Source organism: Microbacterium sp., assembly GCF_035277845.1.
In the GTDB taxonomy this organism is placed as follows: Bacteria; Actinomycetota; Actinomycetes; order Actinomycetales; family Microbacteriaceae; genus Microbacterium.
In genome coordinates this window covers 1-21,583 of the sequence record NZ_DATEJS010000284.1, presented here as the reverse complement: position 1 = coordinate 21,583, position 21,583 = coordinate 1, and the positions used below count along the sequence as shown (strand labels likewise).

At 71.2% G+C, this 21,583-nt stretch carries 21 protein-coding genes; 14 read left to right on the top strand and 7 right to left on the bottom strand.

Annotation, left to right across the window (positions count from 1 at the left end; all coding sequences use genetic code 11):
- A partial coding sequence (locus VJR25_RS12505; protein ID WP_324115505.1) for a hypothetical protein occupies window positions 1–349 on the bottom strand: 349 nt, incomplete at its 3' end.
- 144 nt (window positions 350–493) lie between these two features.
- On the opposite strand from VJR25_RS12505, the gene VJR25_RS12500 reads away from it, so the two are divergent.
- The 4 genes from VJR25_RS12500 (at window position 494) to VJR25_RS12485 (ending at window position 4,136) form a co-directional block, all read left to right on the top strand.
- Window positions 494–1,450, top strand: a complete 957-nt coding sequence (locus VJR25_RS12500; protein WP_324115503.1) for a carbamate kinase — start codon at window positions 494–496, stop codon at window positions 1,448–1,450.
- Window positions 1,451–1,525: 75 nt separating this feature from the next.
- The gene (locus VJR25_RS12495) at window positions 1,526–2,188 is read left to right on the top strand and encodes a GntR family transcriptional regulator (RefSeq protein ID WP_324115502.1); all 663 of its coding nucleotides are present in this window, start codon (window positions 1,526–1,528) and stop codon (window positions 2,186–2,188) included.
- Window positions 2,189–2,254: 66 nt separating this feature from the next.
- A complete protein-coding gene (locus VJR25_RS12490; RefSeq protein ID WP_324115500.1) occupies window positions 2,255–3,481 on the top strand; it encodes a pyridoxal phosphate-dependent aminotransferase in 1,227 nt (408 codons plus the stop codon).
- Between the two features lie 58 nt (window positions 3,482–3,539).
- Window positions 3,540–4,136 (top strand): hypothetical protein, encoded by a 597-nt coding sequence (locus VJR25_RS12485; protein WP_324115498.1) that lies wholly within the window; start codon window positions 3,540–3,542, stop codon window positions 4,134–4,136.
- 13 nt (window positions 4,137–4,149) lie between these two features.
- Here VJR25_RS12485 and VJR25_RS12480 read toward each other — a convergent pair whose 3' ends face one another.
- Window positions 4,150–4,431 (bottom strand): helix-turn-helix domain-containing protein, encoded by a 282-nt coding sequence (locus VJR25_RS12480; RefSeq protein ID WP_324115496.1) that lies wholly within the window; start codon window positions 4,429–4,431, stop codon window positions 4,150–4,152.
- A 99-nt stretch (window positions 4,432–4,530) separates the two neighbouring features.
- Between VJR25_RS12480 and VJR25_RS12475 the strand changes: the two genes are divergently transcribed.
- Genes VJR25_RS12475 through VJR25_RS12465 form a run of 3 tightly spaced genes read left to right on the top strand, consistent with a single transcriptional unit; the run spans window position 4,531 to window position 7,941 of the window.
- Entirely contained in the window at window positions 4,531–5,190 is a 660-nt protein-coding gene (locus VJR25_RS12475; protein ID WP_324115494.1) for an SAF domain-containing protein, read from the top strand.
- Complete coding sequence (locus VJR25_RS12470; protein ID WP_324115492.1) at window positions 5,187–6,446, top strand: AAA family ATPase; 1,260 nt, start codon at window positions 5,187–5,189, stop codon at window positions 6,444–6,446. Before VJR25_RS12475 ends, VJR25_RS12470 begins: the two co-directional genes overlap by 4 nt.
- Window positions 6,447–6,450: 4 nt before the next feature.
- Window positions 6,451–7,941, top strand: coding sequence for a sensor histidine kinase (locus VJR25_RS12465; RefSeq protein ID WP_324115490.1), 1,491 nt, complete (start codon window positions 6,451–6,453; stop codon window positions 7,939–7,941).
- A 185-nt stretch (window positions 7,942–8,126) separates the two neighbouring features.
- On the opposite strand, the gene VJR25_RS12460 is transcribed toward VJR25_RS12465, so the two are convergent.
- Window positions 8,127–8,375, bottom strand: coding sequence for a WhiB family transcriptional regulator (locus VJR25_RS12460; RefSeq protein ID WP_039397845.1), 249 nt, complete (start codon window positions 8,373–8,375; stop codon window positions 8,127–8,129).
- Between the two features lie 255 nt (window positions 8,376–8,630).
- Here VJR25_RS12460 and VJR25_RS12455 point away from each other — a divergent pair, with 255 nt between their 5' ends.
- Window positions 8,631–9,029, top strand: coding sequence for a histidine kinase (locus VJR25_RS12455; RefSeq protein ID WP_324115482.1), 399 nt, complete (start codon window positions 8,631–8,633; stop codon window positions 9,027–9,029).
- Between the two features lie 13 nt (window positions 9,030–9,042).
- Here VJR25_RS12455 and bcp read toward each other — a convergent pair whose 3' ends face one another.
- The 3 genes from bcp to aroA all read right to left on the bottom strand — a co-directional run bounded on the left by bcp (window position 9,043) and on the right by aroA (window position 11,978).
- Complete coding sequence (gene bcp, locus VJR25_RS12450; RefSeq protein WP_324115480.1) at window positions 9,043–9,510, bottom strand: thioredoxin-dependent thiol peroxidase; 468 nt, start codon at window positions 9,508–9,510, stop codon at window positions 9,043–9,045.
- A gap of 62 nt (window positions 9,511–9,572) precedes the next feature.
- Complete coding sequence (gene rsgA, locus VJR25_RS12445) at window positions 9,573–10,619, bottom strand: ribosome small subunit-dependent GTPase A (protein ID WP_324115478.1); 1,047 nt, start codon at window positions 10,617–10,619, stop codon at window positions 9,573–9,575.
- 12 nt (window positions 10,620–10,631) lie between these two features.
- Window positions 10,632–11,978 (bottom strand): 3-phosphoshikimate 1-carboxyvinyltransferase, encoded by a 1,347-nt coding sequence (gene aroA, locus VJR25_RS12440; protein WP_324115475.1) that lies wholly within the window; start codon window positions 11,976–11,978, stop codon window positions 10,632–10,634.
- 36 nt (window positions 11,979–12,014) lie between these two features.
- On the opposite strand from aroA, the gene VJR25_RS12435 reads away from it, so the two are divergent.
- The gene (locus VJR25_RS12435; protein WP_414683780.1) at window positions 12,015–12,719 is read left to right on the top strand and encodes a sigma-70 family RNA polymerase sigma factor; all 705 of its coding nucleotides are present in this window, start codon (window positions 12,015–12,017) and stop codon (window positions 12,717–12,719) included.
- Window positions 12,716–12,979, top strand: a complete 264-nt coding sequence (locus tag VJR25_RS12430; protein ID WP_324115474.1) for a zf-HC2 domain-containing protein — start codon at window positions 12,716–12,718, stop codon at window positions 12,977–12,979. The genes VJR25_RS12435 and VJR25_RS12430 overlap by 4 nt, the downstream gene beginning before the upstream one ends.
- Window positions 12,980–13,068: 89 nt before the next feature.
- Here VJR25_RS12430 and VJR25_RS12425 read toward each other — a convergent pair whose 3' ends face one another.
- A complete protein-coding gene (locus VJR25_RS12425) occupies window positions 13,069–16,788 on the bottom strand; it encodes a multifunctional oxoglutarate decarboxylase/oxoglutarate dehydrogenase thiamine pyrophosphate-binding subunit/dihydrolipoyllysine-residue succinyltransferase subunit (protein WP_324115472.1) in 3,720 nt (1,239 codons plus the stop codon).
- A 167-nt stretch (window positions 16,789–16,955) separates the two neighbouring features.
- On the opposite strand from VJR25_RS12425, the gene VJR25_RS12420 reads away from it, so the two are divergent.
- The 4 genes from VJR25_RS12420 to VJR25_RS12405 form a co-directional block, all read left to right on the top strand.
- A complete protein-coding gene (locus VJR25_RS12420) occupies window positions 16,956–18,416 on the top strand; it encodes a GuaB1 family IMP dehydrogenase-related protein (RefSeq protein ID WP_324115470.1) in 1,461 nt (486 codons plus the stop codon).
- 112 nt (window positions 18,417–18,528) lie between these two features.
- The gene (locus VJR25_RS12415; RefSeq protein WP_324115468.1) at window positions 18,529–19,842 is read left to right on the top strand and encodes a hemolysin family protein; all 1,314 of its coding nucleotides are present in this window, start codon (window positions 18,529–18,531) and stop codon (window positions 19,840–19,842) included.
- Window positions 19,839–20,900 (top strand): hemolysin family protein, encoded by a 1,062-nt coding sequence (locus tag VJR25_RS12410; protein WP_324115466.1) that lies wholly within the window; start codon window positions 19,839–19,841, stop codon window positions 20,898–20,900. Before VJR25_RS12415 ends, VJR25_RS12410 begins: the two co-directional genes overlap by 4 nt.
- The coding region (locus VJR25_RS12405; RefSeq protein WP_324115465.1) for an ADP/ATP-dependent (S)-NAD(P)H-hydrate dehydratase at window positions 20,897–21,583 on the top strand (687 nt) is incomplete at its 3' end. The genes VJR25_RS12410 and VJR25_RS12405, both read left to right, overlap by 4 nt.

The window sequence follows — 21,583 nt, the reverse complement described above, 5'->3', positions numbered from 1 at the left end:
GGGGGAGCCACGGCGGGGCATCCTCGACGCGCACGGCGATGCCGCCGTCGGCGGAGGGGAGGACGAGACCGGCGCGGGAGACCTCGACCACCGCACCGGCGGCGATTCCGCGGGCATCCCAGTCGCCCATCGGAACCCGGATCGTCGCCGGGGCATCGTCCAGGCTGTCGTCGGCGATCGCGATGAGCTCGTCGCCGCAGAGCACGTTGACGACGCGACGGTGCACCGAGTGCACTGCGGCGTGCGCGTCATCGGCGAACGTACGCTCGGCTGCGCCTGAGAGCGTTTCCGCAAGCGCAGCATCCCAGCTGGTCGCACGGATCGCGACCGGGGTGGCGACGGGGGTCATCGTCTTCTCTCCGGGATGTCCGGCACCGTGGATGTGCGGCGTCGGGCACCTTTACGTTGTGTTGCCTTCAGGTATACCATTTACTCGAATGGAATACCATTCCTAACTCTGGCATACCAGAAGACCTCAACCAAGGAGAACAGCATGCGCGTCGTAGTGGCACTCGGAGGCAACGCCCTCGCCCGTCGCGGGGAGCCGATGACCGCGGAGTACCTGCGGTCGAACGTCAGGTCCACCTGCGAGTCGCTGGCGTCGCTCGCCCGCGACAACGAGATGGTCATCACGCACGGCAACGGGCCGCAGGTGGGCCTGCTGGCCCTGCAGAACCTCGCCTACCAGGACGTGGCGGCCTATCCGCTGGACATCCTCGGCGCCGAGACCCAGGGCATGATCGGCTACGTCGTGCAGCAGGAGCTGTCCAACGCGCTCGGCGGCGAGCGCGAGGTCGCCGGCATCGTCACGACCACGGTGGTCGACGAGAACGACCCGGCCTTCGACCGCCCCACCAAGCTCATCGGCCCGACGTACTCGGCTCAGGATGCCGCCGAGGCCGCCGCGGAGTACCGCTGGACCATCGCGAAGGACGGCAAGGCGTTCCGCCGCGTCGTGCCTTCGCCGACCCCGCTGTCGATCGTGCAGGCGCCGCTCATCCGGCGCCTGCTCGAAGGCGGCAGCCTCGCCGTCTGCGTCGGCGGCGGCGGCGTGCCCGTCCGCGAGGACTCCAAGGGACGTCACATCGGCGTGCAGGCCGTGGTCGACAAGGACCTCGCCAGCGCCGCCCTCGCCGCAGACATCGGCGCCGACACCCTCATCATGCTCACCGACGGCGACTACGTCAGCGAGAACTGGGGTACCCCGGAGCAGCGCGACATCCACACGGCATCCGCCGACGCCGTGGCCGCGATGAAGTTCGCGGAGGGCTCGATGCAGCCCAAGATCGACGCCGCGATCCGGGTGGCGCGCGCCGGCGGCCGTGCCCTCATCGGCCCGCTCGACCGCCTCGACGACCTGCTGGCCCGCAAGATCGGCACGGAGATCGTGCCGACCCTCGACGAGGGGATCCGCTGGGTCGAGAAGAAGGACGCCAAGAAGGCCGCCTGACCGCGCTGTTCGGTCGGATGACGGTTCCTCCGTCATCAAGTGGCGGGGGAACCGGCCAGGGACGGGGGATGACCTGTGGCCACGGCAGACGAACGGATGCTGGAGTCGACGAGGGTCACATCGCTGCTGCGCGATGCGATCCTCGACGGCGACCGCGATCCCGGCAGCCGGCTCATCGAGCGCGACCTCGCGACGGAGCTCGGGGTCAGCCGGGTTCCGGTGCGCGACGCGCTCAAGGTGCTCGAGGGGGAGGGCCTGGTCGAGCTGCGCCCGCGCACCTGGGCGGTCGTCCGCGAATTCACCGACCACGACCTCGCCGACCTCGACGAGGTCCGCGAGGTGGTCGAGCCCCTCGCCTTCCGGCTCGCCGCCCAGCGCCGGCGACGGGAGGGGCTCGATCGGCTGTGGCAGGCCCTGCAGGACGAGCGGCGCAGCGCCCGGGTCGAGGACCGGGTCGAGGCGCGCCGGGCCGCCGCGGACTTCCACGAGATCGTCACCGAGCTCGCGGACAACGCGCTGCTGATGTACCTCATGCAGAGCATCCGCAGCCGCATGCGCTGGGCGCTGTCCCAGCACGACGACCTGGAGCACATCAGCGCGGAGCACGTCGCGCTCTTCGACGCGATCCGCGACAGCGATCCGGAGCGGGCCGCCGACCTGGCCCTCGCACACATCGAGAGCAGCCGCCGGCAGCGCACCGCGCATGCGCGGGCGCTCGGCGCGCCGACGGATCGCTGACCGCACCCGCTCGTCCGGGCCACCAGGCGGGCATTGGCCCGTCCGGCGACTCGATATCCTGAATCGATGAGCCCCCTTCGCCCGCTCGACCAGTCGACCAAGCTGCAGCACGTCCTCTACGAGATCCGCGGGGCGGCCCTGGCCGAGGCCGACAAGCTGGAGGCCGACGGGCACACCATCCTGAAGCTGAACACGGGCAACCCGGCGATCTTCGGCTTCGACGCGCCCTACCAGATCGTGCGGGACATGATCGAGGCCATCCCGAACTCGCACGGGTACTCCGACAGCCGCGGCATCATGTCCGCGCGGCGTGCCGTCGTGTCGCGCTACGAGCAGATCCCCGGCTTCCCCAAGTTCGACCCGGACGACGTCTACCTCGGCAACGGGGTCTCCGAGCTCATCACCATGACGATGCAGGCGCTGCTCGACGAGGGCGACGAGGTGCTCATCCCGTCCCCGGACTATCCGCTGTGGACCGCGATGACGAGCCTCGGCGGCGGCACCCCGGTGCACTATCTGTGCGATGCCGAGGACGACTGGCAGCCGGTGCTCGACGACATCCGGGCCAAGGTGACGCCGCGCACCAAGGCGATCGTGGTGATCAACCCGAACAACCCGACGGGGGCCGTGTACCGCCGCGAGGTGCTCGAGGGGATCGTGCAGATCGCCCGCGAGAACTCGCTGCTGGTGCTCGCCGACGAGATCTACGACCGCATCCTGTTCGACGGCGCCGAGCACATCAACCTGGCCACGCTTGCGCCCGATCTGCTGTGCCTCACCTTCAACGGCCTCTCCAAGACGTACCGCGTGGCCGGCTACCGCAGCGGATGGCTCGTCATCACCGGGCCCAAGAAGCACGCCCGCGGATTCCTCGAGGGCATCCAGCTGCTCGCTTCGACGCGGCTGTGCCCGAACGTGCCGGCCCAGCACGCGGTGCAGGCGGCGCTGTCCGGTGTGCAGTCGATCGACGCGCTCATCGCCCCGAGCGGGCGTCTGCACGAGCAGCGCGACACCTGCTGGGAGGGGCTGCAGGCCATCCCGGGGGTCTCGTGCTACCGGGCGCAGGGTGCGCTGTACGCCTTCCCCCGGCTCGACCCCGAGGTCCACGAGATCCGCGATGACGCCAAGTTCGTCTATGACCTGCTGGTCGCCGAGCACGTCCTGGTGGTGCAGGGCACCGGCTTCAACTGGCCGACGCCCGACCACTTCCGCATCGTGACGCTGCCCGAGCCGCGCGTGCTCGCCGACGCGGTGGAGCGCATCGGCAACTTCCTCTCCTCGTACCGCCAGTAGACGCTCGCCTGTGGAGGGATCCACGGCCCGGACGCCGCGATCGCGTACGCTCGGCCCCGTGCAGTGGGATCACGTCTTCGAAGACCTGGAGGGGCAGCTCGCGGCGGCGTGGGAGGCCGAGCAGCAATCCCTCGCGGCGGAGCAGGAGCGCCTGCGCATCGCGAAGCTGAGTCTGCGCGATCGCCTGCGCGCAGCCGCGGACGGCGCCTCCGATCTCGTGATCGAGCTGGCGGGGGACTCGCGCCTCACCGCCCGCGTGCAGCTCGTCGGTGAGGACTGGTGCGCGGTGACGGGCACGGACCGACGCATCGTGCTGCTGCCGACGGCCGCGATCACGGCGGTGGGGATGTCTGCTGCCGACCTCGTGCGCACGACGGCCGCGACCCGGCCGCGCAGCTCCCGGCTGGTCGAGCGCATGGCCATGGGCTTCGTGCTGCGCGACCTCGCACGACGGCGGGTGCCCGTCACCGTGCGGCTGCGCACCGGCAGCGCCCTCGCCGGCACCGTCGATCGCGCCGGAGTCGACCACCTCGACCTGGCCCTGCACGACCCGGGGGTGCCGCGACGCGCGGCGGCGGTGAGCGGCATGCGGATGGTGCCGTTCCACGCGGTCGCGTCGGTGCGGCTGGATGCCGGCGACCCGCTCACGGCGTGACCGGCATCCGCTCTCATTCGGCGCGGTGCGAGAACCCCGCTCCCCACACTTCGGGGAAGCTCGCCGCGTTGGACTGCGACCACAGCGCCATCTGGCGGGCCTCCTCGATCTGTTCATCGAGATAGTCGACGACGCTCGTCTCCTCGATGCGCCACTGCGGCGGCACGCCGATGCGGGCCCCGCGCAGGCGCCCCTCCATCACGAGCGAGATCACTTCATCGACGTCGATGCTGAGCGACTCGGCCACCTGGGACGGGGTGATCATGCGCACGTTGAACGTCGGGCTTTCGGGCATGCATCGATTATCCCGCCCGGCACCTGCCGCAGCTCCGTGCCGGCCGAGCCTGTGGATAACTTTCCGGGCGATCCGCGGATGTGCGTGACGATGGATGCCATGACCGCGCTGGATCCCTCTCCCTATCTCGATGCCGGCCCGGTGCGCCGGGCGCCGAAGCCGCACCGTCCGTGGCGCGACATCCGGCTGCTGCTCGGAGTCGTCCTGATCGTCGCGTCGATCGCCGGGGTGTGGGCCGTCGTGGCCCTGTCACAGCAGACCCAGCCGGTGCTCGTCGCCGCCCACCGGATCCTGCCCGGCCAGACCGTGGGACCCGCCGACGTCAAGCTCGCCGACGCCGCGCTCGGCGAGTCCCGCGACGTGTACCTGACCACGACCGCCGCGGTCGGCGCGTCGTCGATCGCGACGCGCACGATCGGGGCCGGGGAGCTGGTCGCGAAGGATGCCGTCGCGGGCGCGGAGACGGCGACCACCACGACGGTGACGGTGCACACCGCCCAGGACGTGCCGAGCGCCGTGCGCGAGGGGTCCGACGTCGACGTGTGGGCGGCGGCGGCGCGCGAAGGCGGCGGTTTCGACCGCCCCGAGGTGATCGTCCCGCACGCCACGGTCGCCTCGGTGACCCGCGACAAGGGCGTGATGGGCGGCTCGGACGCCGGGGTCGAACTGGTGGTGCCGCGCGACGACGTCGCCGCGGTGCTCGCCGCCATCGCGAACGACGCGGCGCTCTCGGTGGTGCCGAACGGATCGGGCCGATGACGGCGGTCGTGGTCGCGGTCGACGGTGAGCGCGGCGCGCTCATCGCCGACCGCCTGGCGCGCGTCGGCCACGAGGTGCGGGCGCGCATCCCCGCCCGCGACCTGGCGGTGGCGTCCACCCCGGGTCTCGACGACGTGCTGCGCAGTTGCGAGGTCATCGTGCTGCAGGCCGACCGGCATTCCCTGACCGCCGCCGCCGTCGCCCGGTGCGACCGCGCCGCCACCCGCATCCTGCCGCTGTGCGCGACGCCCGCCGATGAGAGGCGCGCGGCCGGGTTCGGCACGGCCGCGCCGCTCCCGCTCGACGCGGACGCCTGGACGATCGGCGACGCGCTCACCCGCGCGCCCAGCGCCCCGCCTGCGAGCGAGCCCCGCGCCGGACGGGTGATCACGGTCTGGGGTGCCGCGGGATCGCCCGGACGCACCACGATCGCCGCCGAGCTCGCCGTCGAACTGTCCCGCGGAGACCGGGACGTGGCCCTCGTCGACGCCGACACGCACGCCCCGTCGCTCGCCCTGCTGCTCGGCATCGCCGAGGAGGGGCCCGGGTTCGCGGCCGCCTGCCGGCAGGCCGAGCGGGGGCTGCTGGATGCCCGGGAGCTCGACCGCATCAGCATCCGCGTGGCTGCGGGAGCGGGGCAGCTGTCGGTGCTGCCCGGCATCAATCGGGCCTCCCGCTGGCCCGAGTTGAGCGAGCTGCGGGTCTCCGCCGCCCTCGAGGCGTGCCGGACCTGGGCGGATGACACCGTCGTCGACGTCTCATCGTCGCTCGAGCGGGACGAGGAGATCGTCAGCGACGTGAGCGGAGGCCCGCGACGCAACGCGGCCACGCTCGCCGCGCTCGCCGCCGCCGACCTCGTCGTCGCCGTCGTGGCCGCGGATCCCCTCGGTGTGGCCCGTTTCCTGCGGGTGGCGGCCGAGATGCGCGGCATCGCCGGGCAGACCCCGGTGGCCGTGATCGCGAACCGGCTGCGGGGCGGCGCCCTGGGGCCGGACGCTCGCGGGCAGATCCGCCGCACGCTGGAGCGCTTCGCCGGCACCACCGAGGTCTGGTTCGTTCCGCACGATGCGCGGGCGGTGGATGCCGCGGTGCTCACGGCCCGTCCGGTCGCGGATGCCGCGCCACGGTCGGGGCTGGTCGCCGGCATCCGCCGGTTCGTCGGCGACGCCCTGCCCGCGCACGCCGAGTCGTCGGCCGGGGCGTTCACGCCGCGTCACGCGCGGGCCGGGAGGGCGGGTGCGCGTCCCGTAGGCTGAGTCCGTGTCGACACTCAGCGAACTCGTCTACGCCCAAGGCCGTTCCAGCGAAGCCGAAGTCGAGTGGCTGCATCGGCTCGCCGGCGACGGCCAGCTGCTGAGCGACCTCGCCTTCGCGGACATCGTGATCTGGGTGCCGACCACGGACGACTCGTTCATCGCGGTCGCGCACACCCGCCCGTCGAGCGCCGCGACCCTCTTCTACCGCGACATCGTCGGCGACCGCGTGCGGCCACAGTGGCGCACCCAGGTGCGCGAGGCGTTCACCACCGGTCAGATCGTCGATTCCGCATCCCCGGACTGGTTCGAGGAGACCCCGACGCGCGTGCGCGCGGTGCCGATCGTGCGCGAGCCGGTGCGCGCGGGCGAGTCGCCCGCGGCGATCGGCGTGCTCACCCGCCACACCAACCTCGGCGAGGCGCGCACTCCGTCACGTCAGCAGATCACCTTCAACGACTGCGCCGACGACCTGTTCGGCATGATCGCGTCCGGCGACTTCCCCGACCTGTCCGCGCCCACCGGTCCGCGCCGCGGCGCGCCGCGTGCCGCCGACGGCCTCATCCGCCTCGACGTCGACGGCATCACCACGTTCGCGAGCCCCAACGCCCTCTCGGCGTTCAACCGGCTCGGCTTCGAGGACGAGCTCGAGGGCGAGTCGCTCGTCGAGGTGGTCACCGGCATCCTGCCCGAGAAGCACCAGTTCGACGAGTCGCTGCCGGTCGTCGTGGCCGGGCGGGCGCCGTGGCGCACCGATGTGGAGGCGCGCGGCGTCACCGTGTCGCTGCGCACCATCCCGCTGCGCGACCACGGCAACCGCATCGGCGCCATCGTGCTCTGCCGCGACGTCACCGAGATGCGGCATCAGGAGCAGGAGCTGATCACGAAGGATGCCACCATCCGCGAGATCCACCACCGGGTGAAGAACAACCTGCAGACGGTCGCGTCGCTGCTGCGCATCCAGGCCCGCCGCACGCCGTCCGAGGAAGCCCGCGACAACCTCACCCAGGCCATGCGCCGGGTCTCGGCGATCGCGGTGGTGCACGACACGCTCTCCGGCGGCCTCGCCCAGACGGTCGATTTCGACGACGTGTTCGACCGTGTGCTCAAGCTCGTGGCGGAGGTCGCCGCCGGGGCCAACACGCGGGCGCAGACGCGCACCTCCGGGCGGTTCGGCACGCTGCCGAGCGAGTACGCGACGCCGCTCGCCCTCGCCCTCACCGAGCTCGTCACGAACGCCGTCGAGCACGGCCTCGCCGGCCGCGAGGGTGAAGTGGAGATCATCGCCGAACGCAGCGAGCAGCGCCTCGAGGTGCGTGTGCGCGACACCGGTTCGGGCCTGCCCGAGGGTCAGGTCGGTCGCGGCCTCGGCACCCAGATCGTGCGCACCCTCATCCAGGGTGAGCTCGGCGGCACGATCGACTGGCACACGGCGCCCGGCGAGGGCACCGAGGTGACCATCGACGTCCCGCTGCGCTACATCGACCGCGGCGCCTGAGCGAGACCCGCGAACCCTCGGCGGAATACGCCAACCCTCAGTGAAATACCGGGTGAGGGCATATTTCGGTGAGGGTTCGCGTCATCCGGTCAGGGTTCGCGGGTGGATCCGACGAGCGCCGCGGGCGGATGCGGCGGACGGATGCCACCAGCGATGCCGCGGGGTGCGCGGGTGGGGAGCGGAGCTCAGGAGGCGCGGCGCGCGCGAGCGGCGCGGCGCTTGAGGGCGCGGCGCTCGTCCTCGGACAGGCCGCCCCAGACGCCGGAGTCCTGACCGGTCTCGAGCGCGTACTGCAGGCAGATCTCGGTGACGGTGCACCGGGCGCAGACGGCCTTCGCCTTCTCGATCTGGTCGACGGCGGGGCCGGTGTTGCCCACGGGGAAGAACAGTTCGGGGTCGACAGTGAGGCAGGCGGCCTTGTCGCGCCAATCCATGGGGGTGCTCCTTGGGTTCGGGTGTGAGTCGTGTCAATCAGTCTCAGGACGGCGGGACGCTATCCTGAATGGTGCGCGAGCGGACGCTCGCCCCACGCCACTGTGGGAGCACACAACTTTCCAATGGTTTCATAGCTCTGCATTCGAATCAAGGATTTCGGCGGCGGCTTTCTGCAGAGGTTGCTGAACGTCGGGGCCTCGACCATCGGACGATCCGCACGACGCGGACCCCCACGAATCCTGAAGGAGACCGGGATGACCCAGGAGCCCACGAGCCCGCAGGGGATCGCCCGCATCGGCGCGATCATCCTCGCGGCGGAGTGCCTCGCGCTGCTCGTCCTCGCCGGTGTGCAGGTCGTCGATCTGGCGATCGGCGACGTCCGGGACGTGGTCAGCGGGATCGCGCTCATCGTGCTCACCGTGGTCGCCGCGGCCGCGGTGGGAGCCTTCGCCGCCGCGACCTGGCGCGGGGCATCGTGGGGACGCTCGGGCGGCATCGTCACGCAGCTGATGATCCTCGCGATCGCGGTGGGCGCCGTCAGCGGCGCCTACGCGCAGCCGCTCACCGGCATCCTGCTCGCCGTTCCCGCGATCGCGGGCTTCGTCGTGCTCGTGCTGGCGGTGCGCCAGGCGGGCACGTCCCGCCGGCCCTGAACCCGCCGGTTCGTCAGTCCAGCCCGACCAGCTTGCGCACGCGCGCGACGTGGCCGGTGGCCTTGACGTTGTACAGGGCGTGCAGGATGCGGCCGTCCTCGTCGATCACGAAGGTGGAGCGCAGCACGCCCTCGATCTTCTTGCCGTAGTTCATCTTCTCGCCCCATGCGCCGTACGCGTCGTGCACGGCGTGGTCGGGGTCGCTGAGGAGCGGGAAAGTGAGGGAGTCCCGTTCGCGGAACTCGCGCAGCTTGGCCTCGTCGTCGCGCGAGATGCCCAGCACGGTATACCCGGCGCCGGTGAGGGATGCCAGGCTGTCGCGGAAATCGCACGCCTCCGTGGTGCAGCCGGGGGTCATCGCGGCGGGGTAGAAGTACAGCACGGCGCGCGTGCCGCGCAGATCGCCGAGCGAGACGGGGGAGCCGTCCTGGTCGGCGAGGGTGAAGTCGGGCGCGAGGTCTCCGGGCTGCAGCGTGGGCATGGGATCCAGCCTACGGCGTGTGCGGGATCGCGGGTCGCGCGAGGCGGGGTCCGGCGGGAGGCTCAGCGGTCGCGGTCGGCGAAGGTGGTCAGCAGGCGCTGCAGCGAGTCGAGGCGGCCCGCCCCGGTGTCACCGAGCCGGCCCTCGGCGACGGCCTCGATGATCGCGCAGTCCGGGGCATCCGGCAGGTGCGTGCAGCCGCGGGGGCAGTCCTCGGCGATCTCGGCGAGATCCGTGTAGGCGGCGAGGATGTGGTCGGGGTCCACGTGTCCGAGTCCGAACGAGCGCACGCCCGGGGTGTCGATGACCCAGCCGCTGCCGGCGGCGTCCCGGTACCGCAGCGACACCGTCGAGCTCGAGGTGTGCCGCCCGCGCCCGGTCACCTCGTTCACATGCCCGGTCGCGCGGTCGGCCGACGGCACCAGCGCGTTCACCAGCGTGGACTTGCCCACGCCGGAGTGCCCGACGAACACCGTGGCGTGCCCGACCAGGGCGGCGCCGATCTCGGCGGTCGGCATCGCCCCGCGCGCACTCGTGAACACCCGCAGGTCGAGCCCGTCGAAGTGCCGCAGGAATTCAGCGGGGTCGGCCAGGTCGGTCTTGGTCACCACGAGAAGCGGGCGGATGCCGGCATCCAGCGCGGCGACGAGGTACCGGTCCACGAGTCGTGCCCTCGGCTCCGGGTCGGCCGCGGCGACGACGACGAGCATCTGGTCGGCGTTCGCGACGATCACCCGCTCCACCTGGTCGGTGTCGTCGGCGCTGCGTCGCAGCAGCGTCGAGCGCTCCTCGATGCCGACGATGCGGGCGAGGGTACCGGCATCCCCGGACACGTCGCCGACGATGCGGGCGCGGTCGCCGGTGACGATCGGCTGCCGGCGCAGCTCCCGGGCGCGCGCGGCCGTGACCTCGTGCTCGGTGGGGGAATCCTCGTCGACGAGCACCGTGTACCGGCCCCGGTCGACGCCGAGCACGCGTGCGGTCTGCGCGTCGGCGTGCGCCGGGCGCCGTTTGGTGCGCGGGCGGTTGGCCTTGGGGTTCGGCCGGACCCGGATGTCGGACTCGTCGAACTCGGGTTCGTCGTCGTCGAGGTCGTCGAGCCAGCTCATGGCGTGCGCGGCTCAGGCCGCGGCATCCCCGGACCGATCGCCCAGCATCCGCCGCCAGAGCTCCGGGAACTCCGGCATGGTCTTGGCGGTCGTGCCGATGTCGTCGACCTCGACGCCCGCGATCGCAAGCCCGATCATGGCCCCGGTGGTGGCGATGCGGTGGTCGTGGTGAGCCTTCCACAAGCCGCCGTGCAGCGGACGCGGCACGACCCGGATGCCGTCTTCGAGCTCCTCGGCCTCGCCGCCGAGCGCGCGCAGGTTGTTCACGAGAGCCGCGATGCGGTCGGTCTCGTGGCCGCGGATGTGCCCGATGCCGTGGAAGGTGCTGGGCCCGTCGGCGAATGCGGCCAGGGCGAACAGGGTCGGGGTCAGCTCGCTGGCTGCGGACAGGTCGAGGGTGACTCCCTTGATGCCGGCGTGCGCGCTCACCGTCATCGCGCGGCCGCGACGGGACGTGCGTGCGCCCATCTCCTGCAGGATGTCCGGCAGCAGCGCGCCCGGCTGCGTGGAGTGCGCGGGCCAGCCGGTGACCGAGACCTGGCCGCCCGCGATCAGGGCCGCGGCGAGGAAGGGGGCGGCGTTCGACAGGTCGGGCTCGATGGCGACATCCTTCCCGCGCAGCGTTCCGGACGGCACGATCCACTCGGTCGCGCTCGGCCGCTCGACCTGCACGCCGCGGTGGGCGAGCGTGTCGATCGTCATGTCGATGTGCGGCATGCTCGGCACCCGGGCGCCGTCGTGCTTCAGGCGCAGCCCGACGTCGAAGCGCGGGGCCGCCAGCAGCAGACCCGAGACGAACTGGCTCGACGCACTGGCGTCGATCGCGATCTCGCCGCCGCGCACGTGTCCGCGGCCGCGGACGGTGAAGGGGAGCGCCCAGTGCCCGCCGTCGTCGATGTCCACGCCGATGTCGCGCAGTGCCTTGATCATCTGGCCCATCGGCCGGTGCAGTGCGCTCGCGTGCGCGGTCAGGGTCACGTCGCCCCGGGCGAATCCGGCCATCGCGGCGACGAAGCGCATGACGGTGCCGGCCTGGCCGCAGTCGATCGTGCCGCCGTCGGTGAACGGGGCCACCGGCTGGATGCGCAGGTCCGGACCGTAGTCGCCCTCACCGGGCTCTTCGTCGACCTGCACGCCCAGCGTCCGCAGCGCGTCGATCATGCGGGCGGAGTCGTCGGAGTGCAGGGGGGCGCGCAGGCGACTGGGACCGTCCGCGAGCGCGGAGAGGATCAGTTCGCGGTTGGTCAGGGACTTGGACCCGGGCACGGTCACGGTCGCCTGCAGGGGCCCTGCTGCCACAGGGGCTGACCAGGCGCCGGCAACTCGTGCGGCGTGCGGGGAATACTGATGCACCGTCATCGGGTTCTACCATACTGAAACCTCTCAAGGAGCCGAATGATCGCCACCCTGGAACGGCGTGCGGAACCCCAGATCCCCGCACTCGTGCTGCGGCCGCCCAGTGCCTCGCCCGTAGACTGGCGGGTGATGGAAGAGCAGCAGGCCACACCCGCGTACGACGCGGCCGAGGACGCGCGCACACAATTCGAAGAGCAGGCTCTGCCCTTCATGGATCAGCTGTACGCCGCGGCGATGCGCATGACGCGCAACCCCGCCGATGCGGCGGATCTCGTGCAGGAGACGTTCGTCAAGGCGTTCGCGTCGTGGAGCACGTTCAAACAGGGCACGAACCTCAAGGCGTGGCTCTACCGGATCCTCACGAACACGTACATCAACATCTACCGCAAGAAGCAGCGGGAGCCCTACCAGGGCACCATCGACGACCTCGAGGACTGGCAGCTCGGCGGTGCCGAGTCGACCACGTCGTCGAGCACGCGCTCGGCGGAGGCCGAGGCGATCGACCACATGCCGGCATCCGTCGTGAAAGACGCGCTGCAGGCGGTCCCCGAGGATTTCCGGCTGGCGGTGTACCTCGCCGACGTCGAGGGCTTCGCCTACCAGGAGATCGCCGACATCATGAAGACCCCCATCGGCACGGTCATGAGCCGTCTGCATCGTGGCAGGCGGATGCTGCGTGACCTGCTCGCCGATTACGCAAAGGAGCGCGGCATCGACACCGCCGCGACGAGGAGCACGAAATGAGTGACTGCGGCTGCGAGAAGACGAGGCGTGACCTCGAGGAATATCTGCGCAACGAGGTGTGCAAGACCGAGCAGGCGGACATCCGCGAGCATCTGGACAACTGCCCCGGATGCCGCGATGAAGCGCTCGTGTCGCGGACGCTGACCGAGGTGCTGGCGCGCTCGTGCCAGGAAGCTGCCCCCGAGCAGCTGCGCGAGATCGTGCTGGGCCGTCTGCGGGCAGCGCACCTCGCCGTCGAGACGGCATCCGTCTCCGGCTGACGCTTCCGCGCCGACCATCGCCGGGCTGACGCCGCGCGACCCCGTCGGCCGGAGCCGGACGGGGCCGCGCGATCAGTCGCCGCGGCAGGTCAGAGCGTGAGCGCTTCGCGCAGCAGCTCGGCGGCCTGTGCCGCGTGCACCTTCGGCGACCCGGTCGCGGGGGATGCCGCGGACGGGCGCGAGACGCGCTTGATGGTGCGTCCGTGCAGGTGCTTGACGACCTCCAGCGAGATGAACGGCCACGCGCCCTGGTTCTCGGGCTCGTCCTGCACCCACACCAGCTCGGCGTTCGGGTAGCTGTCCACGACCGCATTGAGGTCGTTGATCGGGGCCGGGTAGAACTGCTCGAGGCGCACCAGGGCGATCTCGTCGTTCGGGTTCTTGGTGAGCTCCGCGCGCAGATCCCAGTGGATCTTGCCCGAGTGCAGCAGCACGCGCTTGACCCGCTGGCGGTCGAGTGCGCGGTCGTCGTCGATCACCGGCTCGAAGCGGCCCTGCGTGAAGTCCTCGACGGCGCTGGTGGCATCCCGCAGGCGCAGCATCGCCTTCGGCGTGAAGACGATGAGGGGACGGCGCGGGCGCGCGTAAGCCTGCCGACGCAGCAGGTGGAAGTACGACGCCGGGGTGGAGGGGCGTGCGACCGTCATGTTGTGCTGCGCGCACATCTGCAGGTAGCGCTCGATGCGCGCCGACGAGTGGTCCGGTCCTTGGCCCTCGTAGCCGTGCGGCAGCAGCAGCACGACGCTCGACTGCTGGCCCCACTTCTGATCGGCCGCCGAGATGTACTCGTCGATGACCGACTGGGCGCCGTTGGCGAAGTCGCCGAACTGCGCCTCCCACAGCACCAGGGCATCCGGCCGCTCGACCGAGTATCCGTACTCGTACGCCATCGCGGCGTACTCGCTCAGCAGCGAGTTGTACACCCAGAACCGGGCCTGACTGTCGCTGAGGTTCAGCAGGGGCAGCCACTCCTGGCCGTTGTCGCGGTCGTGCAGCACCGAGTGACGCTGCACGAACGTGCCGCGCTGGGCGTCCTGCCCGGCCAGGCGCACCGCGGTGCCCTCGATGAGCAGCGATCCGAACGCGAGCAGCTCGCCGAAGCCCCAGTCGATGCCGCCCTCGCGGCTCATCTTCACGCGCTTGTCCATCAGCTGCGCGAGCTTCGGGTGCACGGTGAAGCCCTCGGGCTTGTTCACGAAGGCGTCCGCCACGAGTTCGACGACGCTGCGCGACACGCCGGTGGTCTCCGGCTCGCCGGTGAACGCGGCCATCTGCGAGGAGTCCACCGTGACGATCGGCGTGGTGCCGGTCTCGGCGTCGTGCGTCTCCGCGAACGCGACCTCGAGCCGGCCCTGGAAGTCGGCCTTGGCGATGTCGTATTCCTCTTCGGTGATGTCGCCGCGGCCGACGAGCGCCTCGGTGTACAGCTTGCGGACCGAGCGCTTCGCCTCGATGAGGTTGGTCATCAGCGGCTGCGTCATCGACGGGTCGTCGCCCTCGTTGTGCCCGCGGCGGCGGTACGAGACGACGTCGACGACGATGTCGCGGTGGAACTGCTGCCGGTACCGGAAGGCCACCTCGGCGACGTGCACCACGGCCTCGGGGTCGTCGCCGTTCACGTGCAGGATCGGTGCCTGGATCGTCTTGGCGACATCCGTGGCGTAGACGGACGTGTGGCCGTCGACCGGAGTGGTCGTGAAGCCCACCTGGTTGTTGACGACGACGTGGATGGTGCCGCCGGTGCGGTAGCCGCGCAGCTGCGACATCTGCAGGGTCTCGTAGACGACGCCCTGACCGGAGAAGGCCGCGTCGCCGTGCACGAGGATCGGCAGGTAGGTGAACGAGCCGATGGGCTTGCGGTCCTGCTTGGCGCGGGCGATGCCCTCCACCACGCCGTCGACGGTCTCGAGGTGCGACGGGTTGGCCGCCAGGTGCACCGGGAGCTCCTGGCCGCCGTCCGCGACGAACGTCCCGTCGGTGCCGAGGTGGTACTTCACGTCGCCGGAGCCGCTCTTGTTGCCGACCGCGGCCAGACCCTCGAACTCGCGGAAGATCTGGCTGTAGGTCTTGCCGGCGATGTTGGTGAGCACGTTCAGGCGGCCGCGGTGGGCCATGCCGATGACCGCACCGTCGAGACCGGTCGTGGCCGCGCCCTGCAGGATCTGGTCGAGCAGCGGGACCAGCGACTCGCTGCCCTCGAGGCTGAAGCGCTTCTGTCCGACGTACTTGGTCTGCAGGAACGTCTCGAACGCCTCGGCCTGATTGAGCTTCGCGAGGATGCGCAGCTGCTCGTCGTGGCCCGGCTTCTCGTATTTGACCTCCATGTTGTCCTGGAACCACTTGCGCTGTTCCGGGTCGTGGATGTGCATGTACTCGATGCCGATCGTGCGGCAGTAGGAGTCGCGCAGCACCCCGAGGATGTCGCGCAGCTTCATCTGGCGCTGACCGCCGAAGCCGCCGGTCACGAACTGACGGTCGAGGTCCCAGAACGTCAGGCCGTGCGACTCGATCTCGAGGTCGGGGTGGGTGCGCTGCACGTACTCCAGCGGGTCGATGTCGGCCATCAGGTGGCCGCGCACGCGGTACGAGTTGATGAGCTCCTGCACACGGGCGGTCTTGTCGACGCGCTCGGCCAGGTCGACGTTGATGTCCTTCGACCAGCGGATCGGCGCGGTGGGGATGCGCAGCGCGGCGAAGATCTGGTCGTAGAACCCGCGCTCGCCGATCAGCAGCTGGTGCACGATCTTCAGGAACTCGCCCGAACCCGCGCCCTGGATGACGCGGTGGTCGTACGTGCTCGTCAGGGTGATGGTCTTGCCGACGCCGAGCTCCGCGAGGGTCTTCTCGCTCGAGCCCTGGAAGGCCGCCGGATACTCGAGGGCGCCCGCGCCGACGATGCATCCCTGTCCGGGCATGAGACGCGGGACGGAGTGCTCCGTGCCGATGCCGCCGGGGTTCGTCAGCGAGATCGTGGTGCCCTGGAAGTCGGCCGGGGTGAGCTTGTTCGCGCGGGCCCGCTTGACCAGATCCTCATAAGAAGCCAAGTATTCGCCGAACGTGAGCGATTCGGCATGCTTGATGCTCGGCACGAGCAGCGCACGCGATCCGTCGGGGCGGGGCATGTCGATCGCGATGCCGAGGTTCACGTGGGCCGGAGCCACCACCGAGGGCTTGCCCTCGACCTCGGCGTAGGCGACGTTCTGGCTCGGGAAGTCCTTGAGGGCGTTGATGATCGCCCAGCCGATGAGGTGGGTGAAGCTCACCTTGCCGCCGCGGGTGCGGCCCATGTGGTTGTTGATCACGATCCGGTTGTCGATCATGAGCTTGGCCGGAACGGTGCGCACGCTCGTCGCGGTCGGCACGGCGAGCGACTGGTCCATGTTGGAGGCCAGCGTCTTCGCGAGGCCGCGCAGGGGCGTGACGACATCCTGATCGGTGGATGCCTCGCCCACCGACGGCTGCACCTTCGGCGCCTGCGCGGGGATCGGCTGTTCGCGCGCAGGCTTCGCGGTCGTGCGGGCGACCGGCTGTGCGCCGATCACCGGGATCGGGGTCGTGGGCGGCGACGTCTGCGGCGGCGGGGATGCGGGAGCCGCGGCCGGCTCGGCGGGAGCGGCGGCCGGTGCAGCCGGGGTCGCTCCGGGAGTCGCCGGGGTCGACGGGTGGTAGGCCTCCAGAATGGGCCACCACGCCTTGTCGACCAGGTTCCGGTCTTTGCTGAATTGCTCGTAGAGTTCGTCGACGAGCCATTCGTTGGCTCCGAACTCCCCTTCGCTCGAAGCCCCGACGCCGGTCACCTGGCTCGACACGCTCGATCGCCCGCTTTCATCGCTGAAGTATGTGTGGAACGCCCGCGGACATCGATCCGCGTGCATTGTTCCCAGCGTAGTCCTGTTGCCGGAGGGCTTTCGCGGCCACACGGCTTCCGCGGCCGGCCGGCCCGTCATCGGACGTCCGCGCAAACTACCCTGGGAGCATGGAGTTCTACGGCGCCCAGCCCTCTGTCGACCTCACCTACTCGGACGTCTTCCTAGTGCCGCGCCGGTCGGCGGTGACGAGCCGCCTCGACGTCGACCTGGCCCCCGGCGACGGGTCGACCGCGACGATTCCGCTGGTCTCCTCGAACATGAACTCGGTGACCGGCCCGCGGCTGGCGGCGACCCTGGCCCGCCGCGGAGGGCTCGGCGTGCTGCCGCAGGACATGCCGCTGCAGGACCTCGACGCGGCGATCCGGTGGGTCAAGGACCAGCCCGTCCTGTGGGACACGCCCGTCGTCCTCGCACCGGAGACCACGGTGACCGAGGCAGCCCGTGTGCTCCCCGCGATCGCCGGCCACGGAATCGTCGTGGCGTCCGCCCCGCACGGCGGCCCGCTGCACATCGACGCGGTGCAGGGCGTGGTGTCGGCGAGCCGGCTCGGCAGCGCGCTGCCGGACGCCCGGCTCGGCGACCTGGTGCACACCCGTCCGGTCTCGATCGACGCCGACGACGTGGAGAGCCCGCGGCACGCCTTCGACCTCATCGTCGAGACGGATGCCGAGACCGTCTGCATCCTGCAGCGCGGCTTCGTCGTGGGCACCCTGACCCGCCGCACGGCACTGCGCGCCAACCTGTACCGCCCGGCTCTCGACGCCTCCGGCCGGCTCATCGTGGCGGCCGCGGTGGGGATCAACGGCGACGTCGCAGCCAAGGCGCGCGCGCTGGCCGCGGCGGGCGTGGACGTGCTCGTGGTCGACACCGCGCACGGCCACCAGGAGGGGATGCTGCGCGCCCTGCAGATCGTGTCGGGGCTGCAGCTCGGCATCCCGATCGCGGCCGGCAACATCGTCACCGGCGACGGCGTGCACGACCTCGTCACCGCGGGGGCGTCGATCCTCAAGGTCGGCGTCGGGCCCGGCGCCATGTGCACCACGCGCATGATGACCGCCGTCGGGCGCCCGCAGTTCTCGGCCGTGCTCGAGACCGCGCAGGCCGCCCGCGAACTCGGCGCGCACGTGTGGGCGGACGGCGGCGTGCGCTACCCGCGGGATGTCGCCCTGGCGCTCGCCGCGGGCGCGGCATCCGTCATGATCGGCTCGTGGTTCGCCGGCACGATCGAAGCGCCCGGCGACCTGCAGACCGACCTGGCCGGCAAGGTCTACAAGGAGTCCTGGGGCATGGCGTCGACCAAGGCCGTGCTGGGACGGTTCGGCCGGCTCGACCCGTACGAGCGTGCCCGCAAGGAGCTGTTCGCCGAGGGCATCTCGTCGTCGAAGATCTACCTCGACCCGCTGCGCCCGAGCGTGGAGGACCTGCTCGACATGATCACGTCGGGCGTGCGCTCGTCGTTCACGTACGCCGGGGCATCCAGCATGACCGACTTCCACGAGCGCGCCCGCGTCGGCCTGCAGTCCGCCGCCGGCTACGAGGAGGGGAAGGCCCTTCCGGTCAGCTGGTAGCGCGCTTCCTCGGCCCGTGTCGGGGTCCCCGATAGAATGGGGGCACGATGGACGACCCGCCGAGTTGCAGACGCCCGCCCCACCGCCCCACCCCGTTCGGGGGTGACGAGTGATGGACTACGTCATGCTGGGCGTGGGGCTTCTGCTGACGATCGGGACGGGACTGTTCGTCGCGAGCGAGTTCGCGCTCGTCAATCTCGACCGCGCCGACCTGGAGGCGCGCCGCACTCGCGGCGAGACCGGGCTGAACGTCACGATCGGCGCCCTCAAGCGCACCGCGACGCACCTGTCGAGCGCCCAGCTCGGCATCACGCTGACGACGCTGCTCACCGGCTACACGCTGGAGCCGGCGATCTCGAATCTGCTGCGCCCGCTGTTCGCCGCCTGGGGGATGCCGGATGCCGCGGCCACGCCGACGGCGGTGTTCCTGGGCGTCGCGATCGCCACGATCCTGTCGATGATCATCGGCGAGCTCGTGCCGAAGGGATTCGCGCTGGCCCTGCCCCGGGCGACCGGGCGGCTGGTGCTGCCGTTCCAGGCGACGTTCACCACGGTGTTCCGTCCCGCGGTGTGGCTGCTGAACAGCTCCGCGAACGGCGTGCTGCACCTGATCGGGGTCGAGCCGAAGGAGGAGCTGTCCGGAGCCCGCACCGCGGAGGAGCTGTCGAGTCTCGTGCGGCGCTCGGCCCTCGCCGGCGTGCTCGAGGAGGACACGGCATCCCTGCTGGATCGCAGCCTCACCTTCACGCGGCTGACCGCGGCCGACGTGATGACGCCGCGGCCGAGCGTGCAGTCGGTCAGCGCCGACGACACGGCATCCGACGTCATCGACCTCGCCCGCCGCACCGGGTACAGCCGCTTCCCGGTGACCGACGAGTCGATGGACGACATCGTCGGCGTCGTGCACTTGAAGGCGGCCGTGAGCGTGCCCGTCGAGCGTCGCGCAGAGGTTCCCGCGGCCGCGCTGGCGACGGAGCCGCTGCGCATGCCGGAGGCCGTGCATCTCGACGCACTGCTGGCGGAGCTGCGCACCCGCGGCTACCAGATGGCGGTGGTGGTCGACGAGTACGGCGGCACCGCCGGGGTCGTCACCCTCGAGGACCTCGTCGAGGAGATCGTCGGCGAGGTGCGCGACGAGCACGACCGGCGCACCGCCGGGGTGGTGCGCGAGGCCGGGTCGGTGACGTTCCCGGCCGACCTGCGGCCCGACGAGCTGCGCGACCGCGCCGGGGTCGAGGTGCCGGAGGGCGAGGTGTACGACACGGTCGGCGGCTACGTCATGTCGACGCTCGAGCGGATTCCGAAGGTGGGCGACGAGGTGCCCGTCGACGGCGGCGTCCTCACCGTCGCCCGGATGACCGGACGCCGCATGGAGCGGATCCGCTTCACGCCTGTCGCGACCCCGGCGGAAGGGGACGGCGAATGAGCGACTGGGCCGGCATCCTCTGGCTTGTCATCCTGCTGGCGTTCAACGCCTTCTTCGTCGGCGCCGAGTTCGCGGTGGTGTCGGCACGGCGCTCCCAGATCGAGCCGCGGGCGGAGAAGGGCTCGCGTGCCGCGAAGACCGCGCTGTACGCGATGGAACACGCGACGCTCATGCTCGCGACCAGCCAGCTCGGCATCACGATCTGCTCGCTGCTGATCCTGAACGTGTCCGAGCCCGCCATCCACCATCTGCTCGAGGGGCCGCTGCACTGGACGGGCCTGTCCGCCGACGCGGTCGCGCTCGTCGGGTTCATCGCCACGCTCGTGCTGGTGTCGTATCTGCACGTCGTGTTCGGCGAGATGGTGCCGAAGAACCTCGCGTTCTCGGTGCCCGACCGCGCCGTGCTGATGCTCGCCACCCCGCTCGTGTGGGTCTCGAAGGTGTTCCACCCCGTGATCGTCGCCCTGAACTGGCTGGCGAACTCGGTGGTGCGGCTGTTCCGCGTCGAGCCGAAGAACGAGGCGGCATCGACCTTCACGCTCGACGAGGTGGCCACGATCGTGGCGCAGTCCCGCGCCGAGGGCGTGCTGGACGACGTCGCCGGCACGGTCGCGGCGGTCGTCGAGTTCACCGACAAGAAGGCGAAGGACTTCGCGGTCCCGCTGTCGCAGATCGTCACCCTGCCGCAGACGACGACGCCGGAGGACATCGAACGGGCGGTCGCGAAGCGCGGTTTCTCCCGGTACGTGATCGTCGACGCGGCGGGCGCCCCGGTCGGCTACGTGCATCTGAAGGACATCCTGCGGGTCGCCGACAACCCGCACACCGGGCGCGATCAGCCCGTGCCCGCCGGGCGAATCCACCGGATGGTGCCGGTGGGTGCCGACACCGACCTCGAGGACGCGCTCGCCGCGATGCGTGCGGCCGGGCGACACCTGTCGCTGGTGTCGGACGCGGACGGATCGCCGGTGGGCGTGCTCTTCCTCGAGGATGTGATCGAGGAGCTCATCGGCGAGGTGCAGGATGCCACCCGCCGCGGATACGGGAGGCGTCCATGACCCCGCAGACCTGGACCGCCGCGCTGACGGGCGGCGTGCTGCACCGGCCCGGCGCCGACGATGACAAGTACACGCGCGGGGTCGTCGGACTGCGCAGCGGGTCGGAGGCCTACCCCGGGGCCGCCGTGCTGGGCGTGAGCGGCGCGTGGCGCACGGGCGCCGGCATGGTGCGCTACATCGGGCCCGCGCGCGACCTGGTGCTGCAGCGACGACCCGAGACCGTGACCGTCGACGGCCGGGTGCAGGCCTGGGTGATCGGCTCCGGCACGGACGCCGAGACCCGGTCGGATGCCGAGACCGAGGCGCTGCGCGGCATCCTGCGCTCGGGCGTCCCTGTGGTCGTCGACGCCGGCGCCCTCGACCTCGTGCCCGCGCTGCGAGCCGGGGAACGCGAGCCGGCACCCTGGATCCTCACCCCGCACGCGCGGGAGCTGGCGGCGCTGCGCCGGGCGGCCGGACTGGACCCCGAGACCCCTGCCGACGAGGCGGGCCGCATCGCCCAGGCCACCCAGACCGCCGCCGCCCTCGGCGTGGTGCTGCTGTCGAAAGGCTCCGTGACGGTGATCGCCGAGCCCGGCGGAGGCGTCGCCCGGGTCGAGGCGCCGACGGCCTGGCTGGCGGTCGCCGGCACCGGGGACGTGCTCGCCGGATGCCTCGGCGCGGTCGTCGCGGGAACCGCCGCG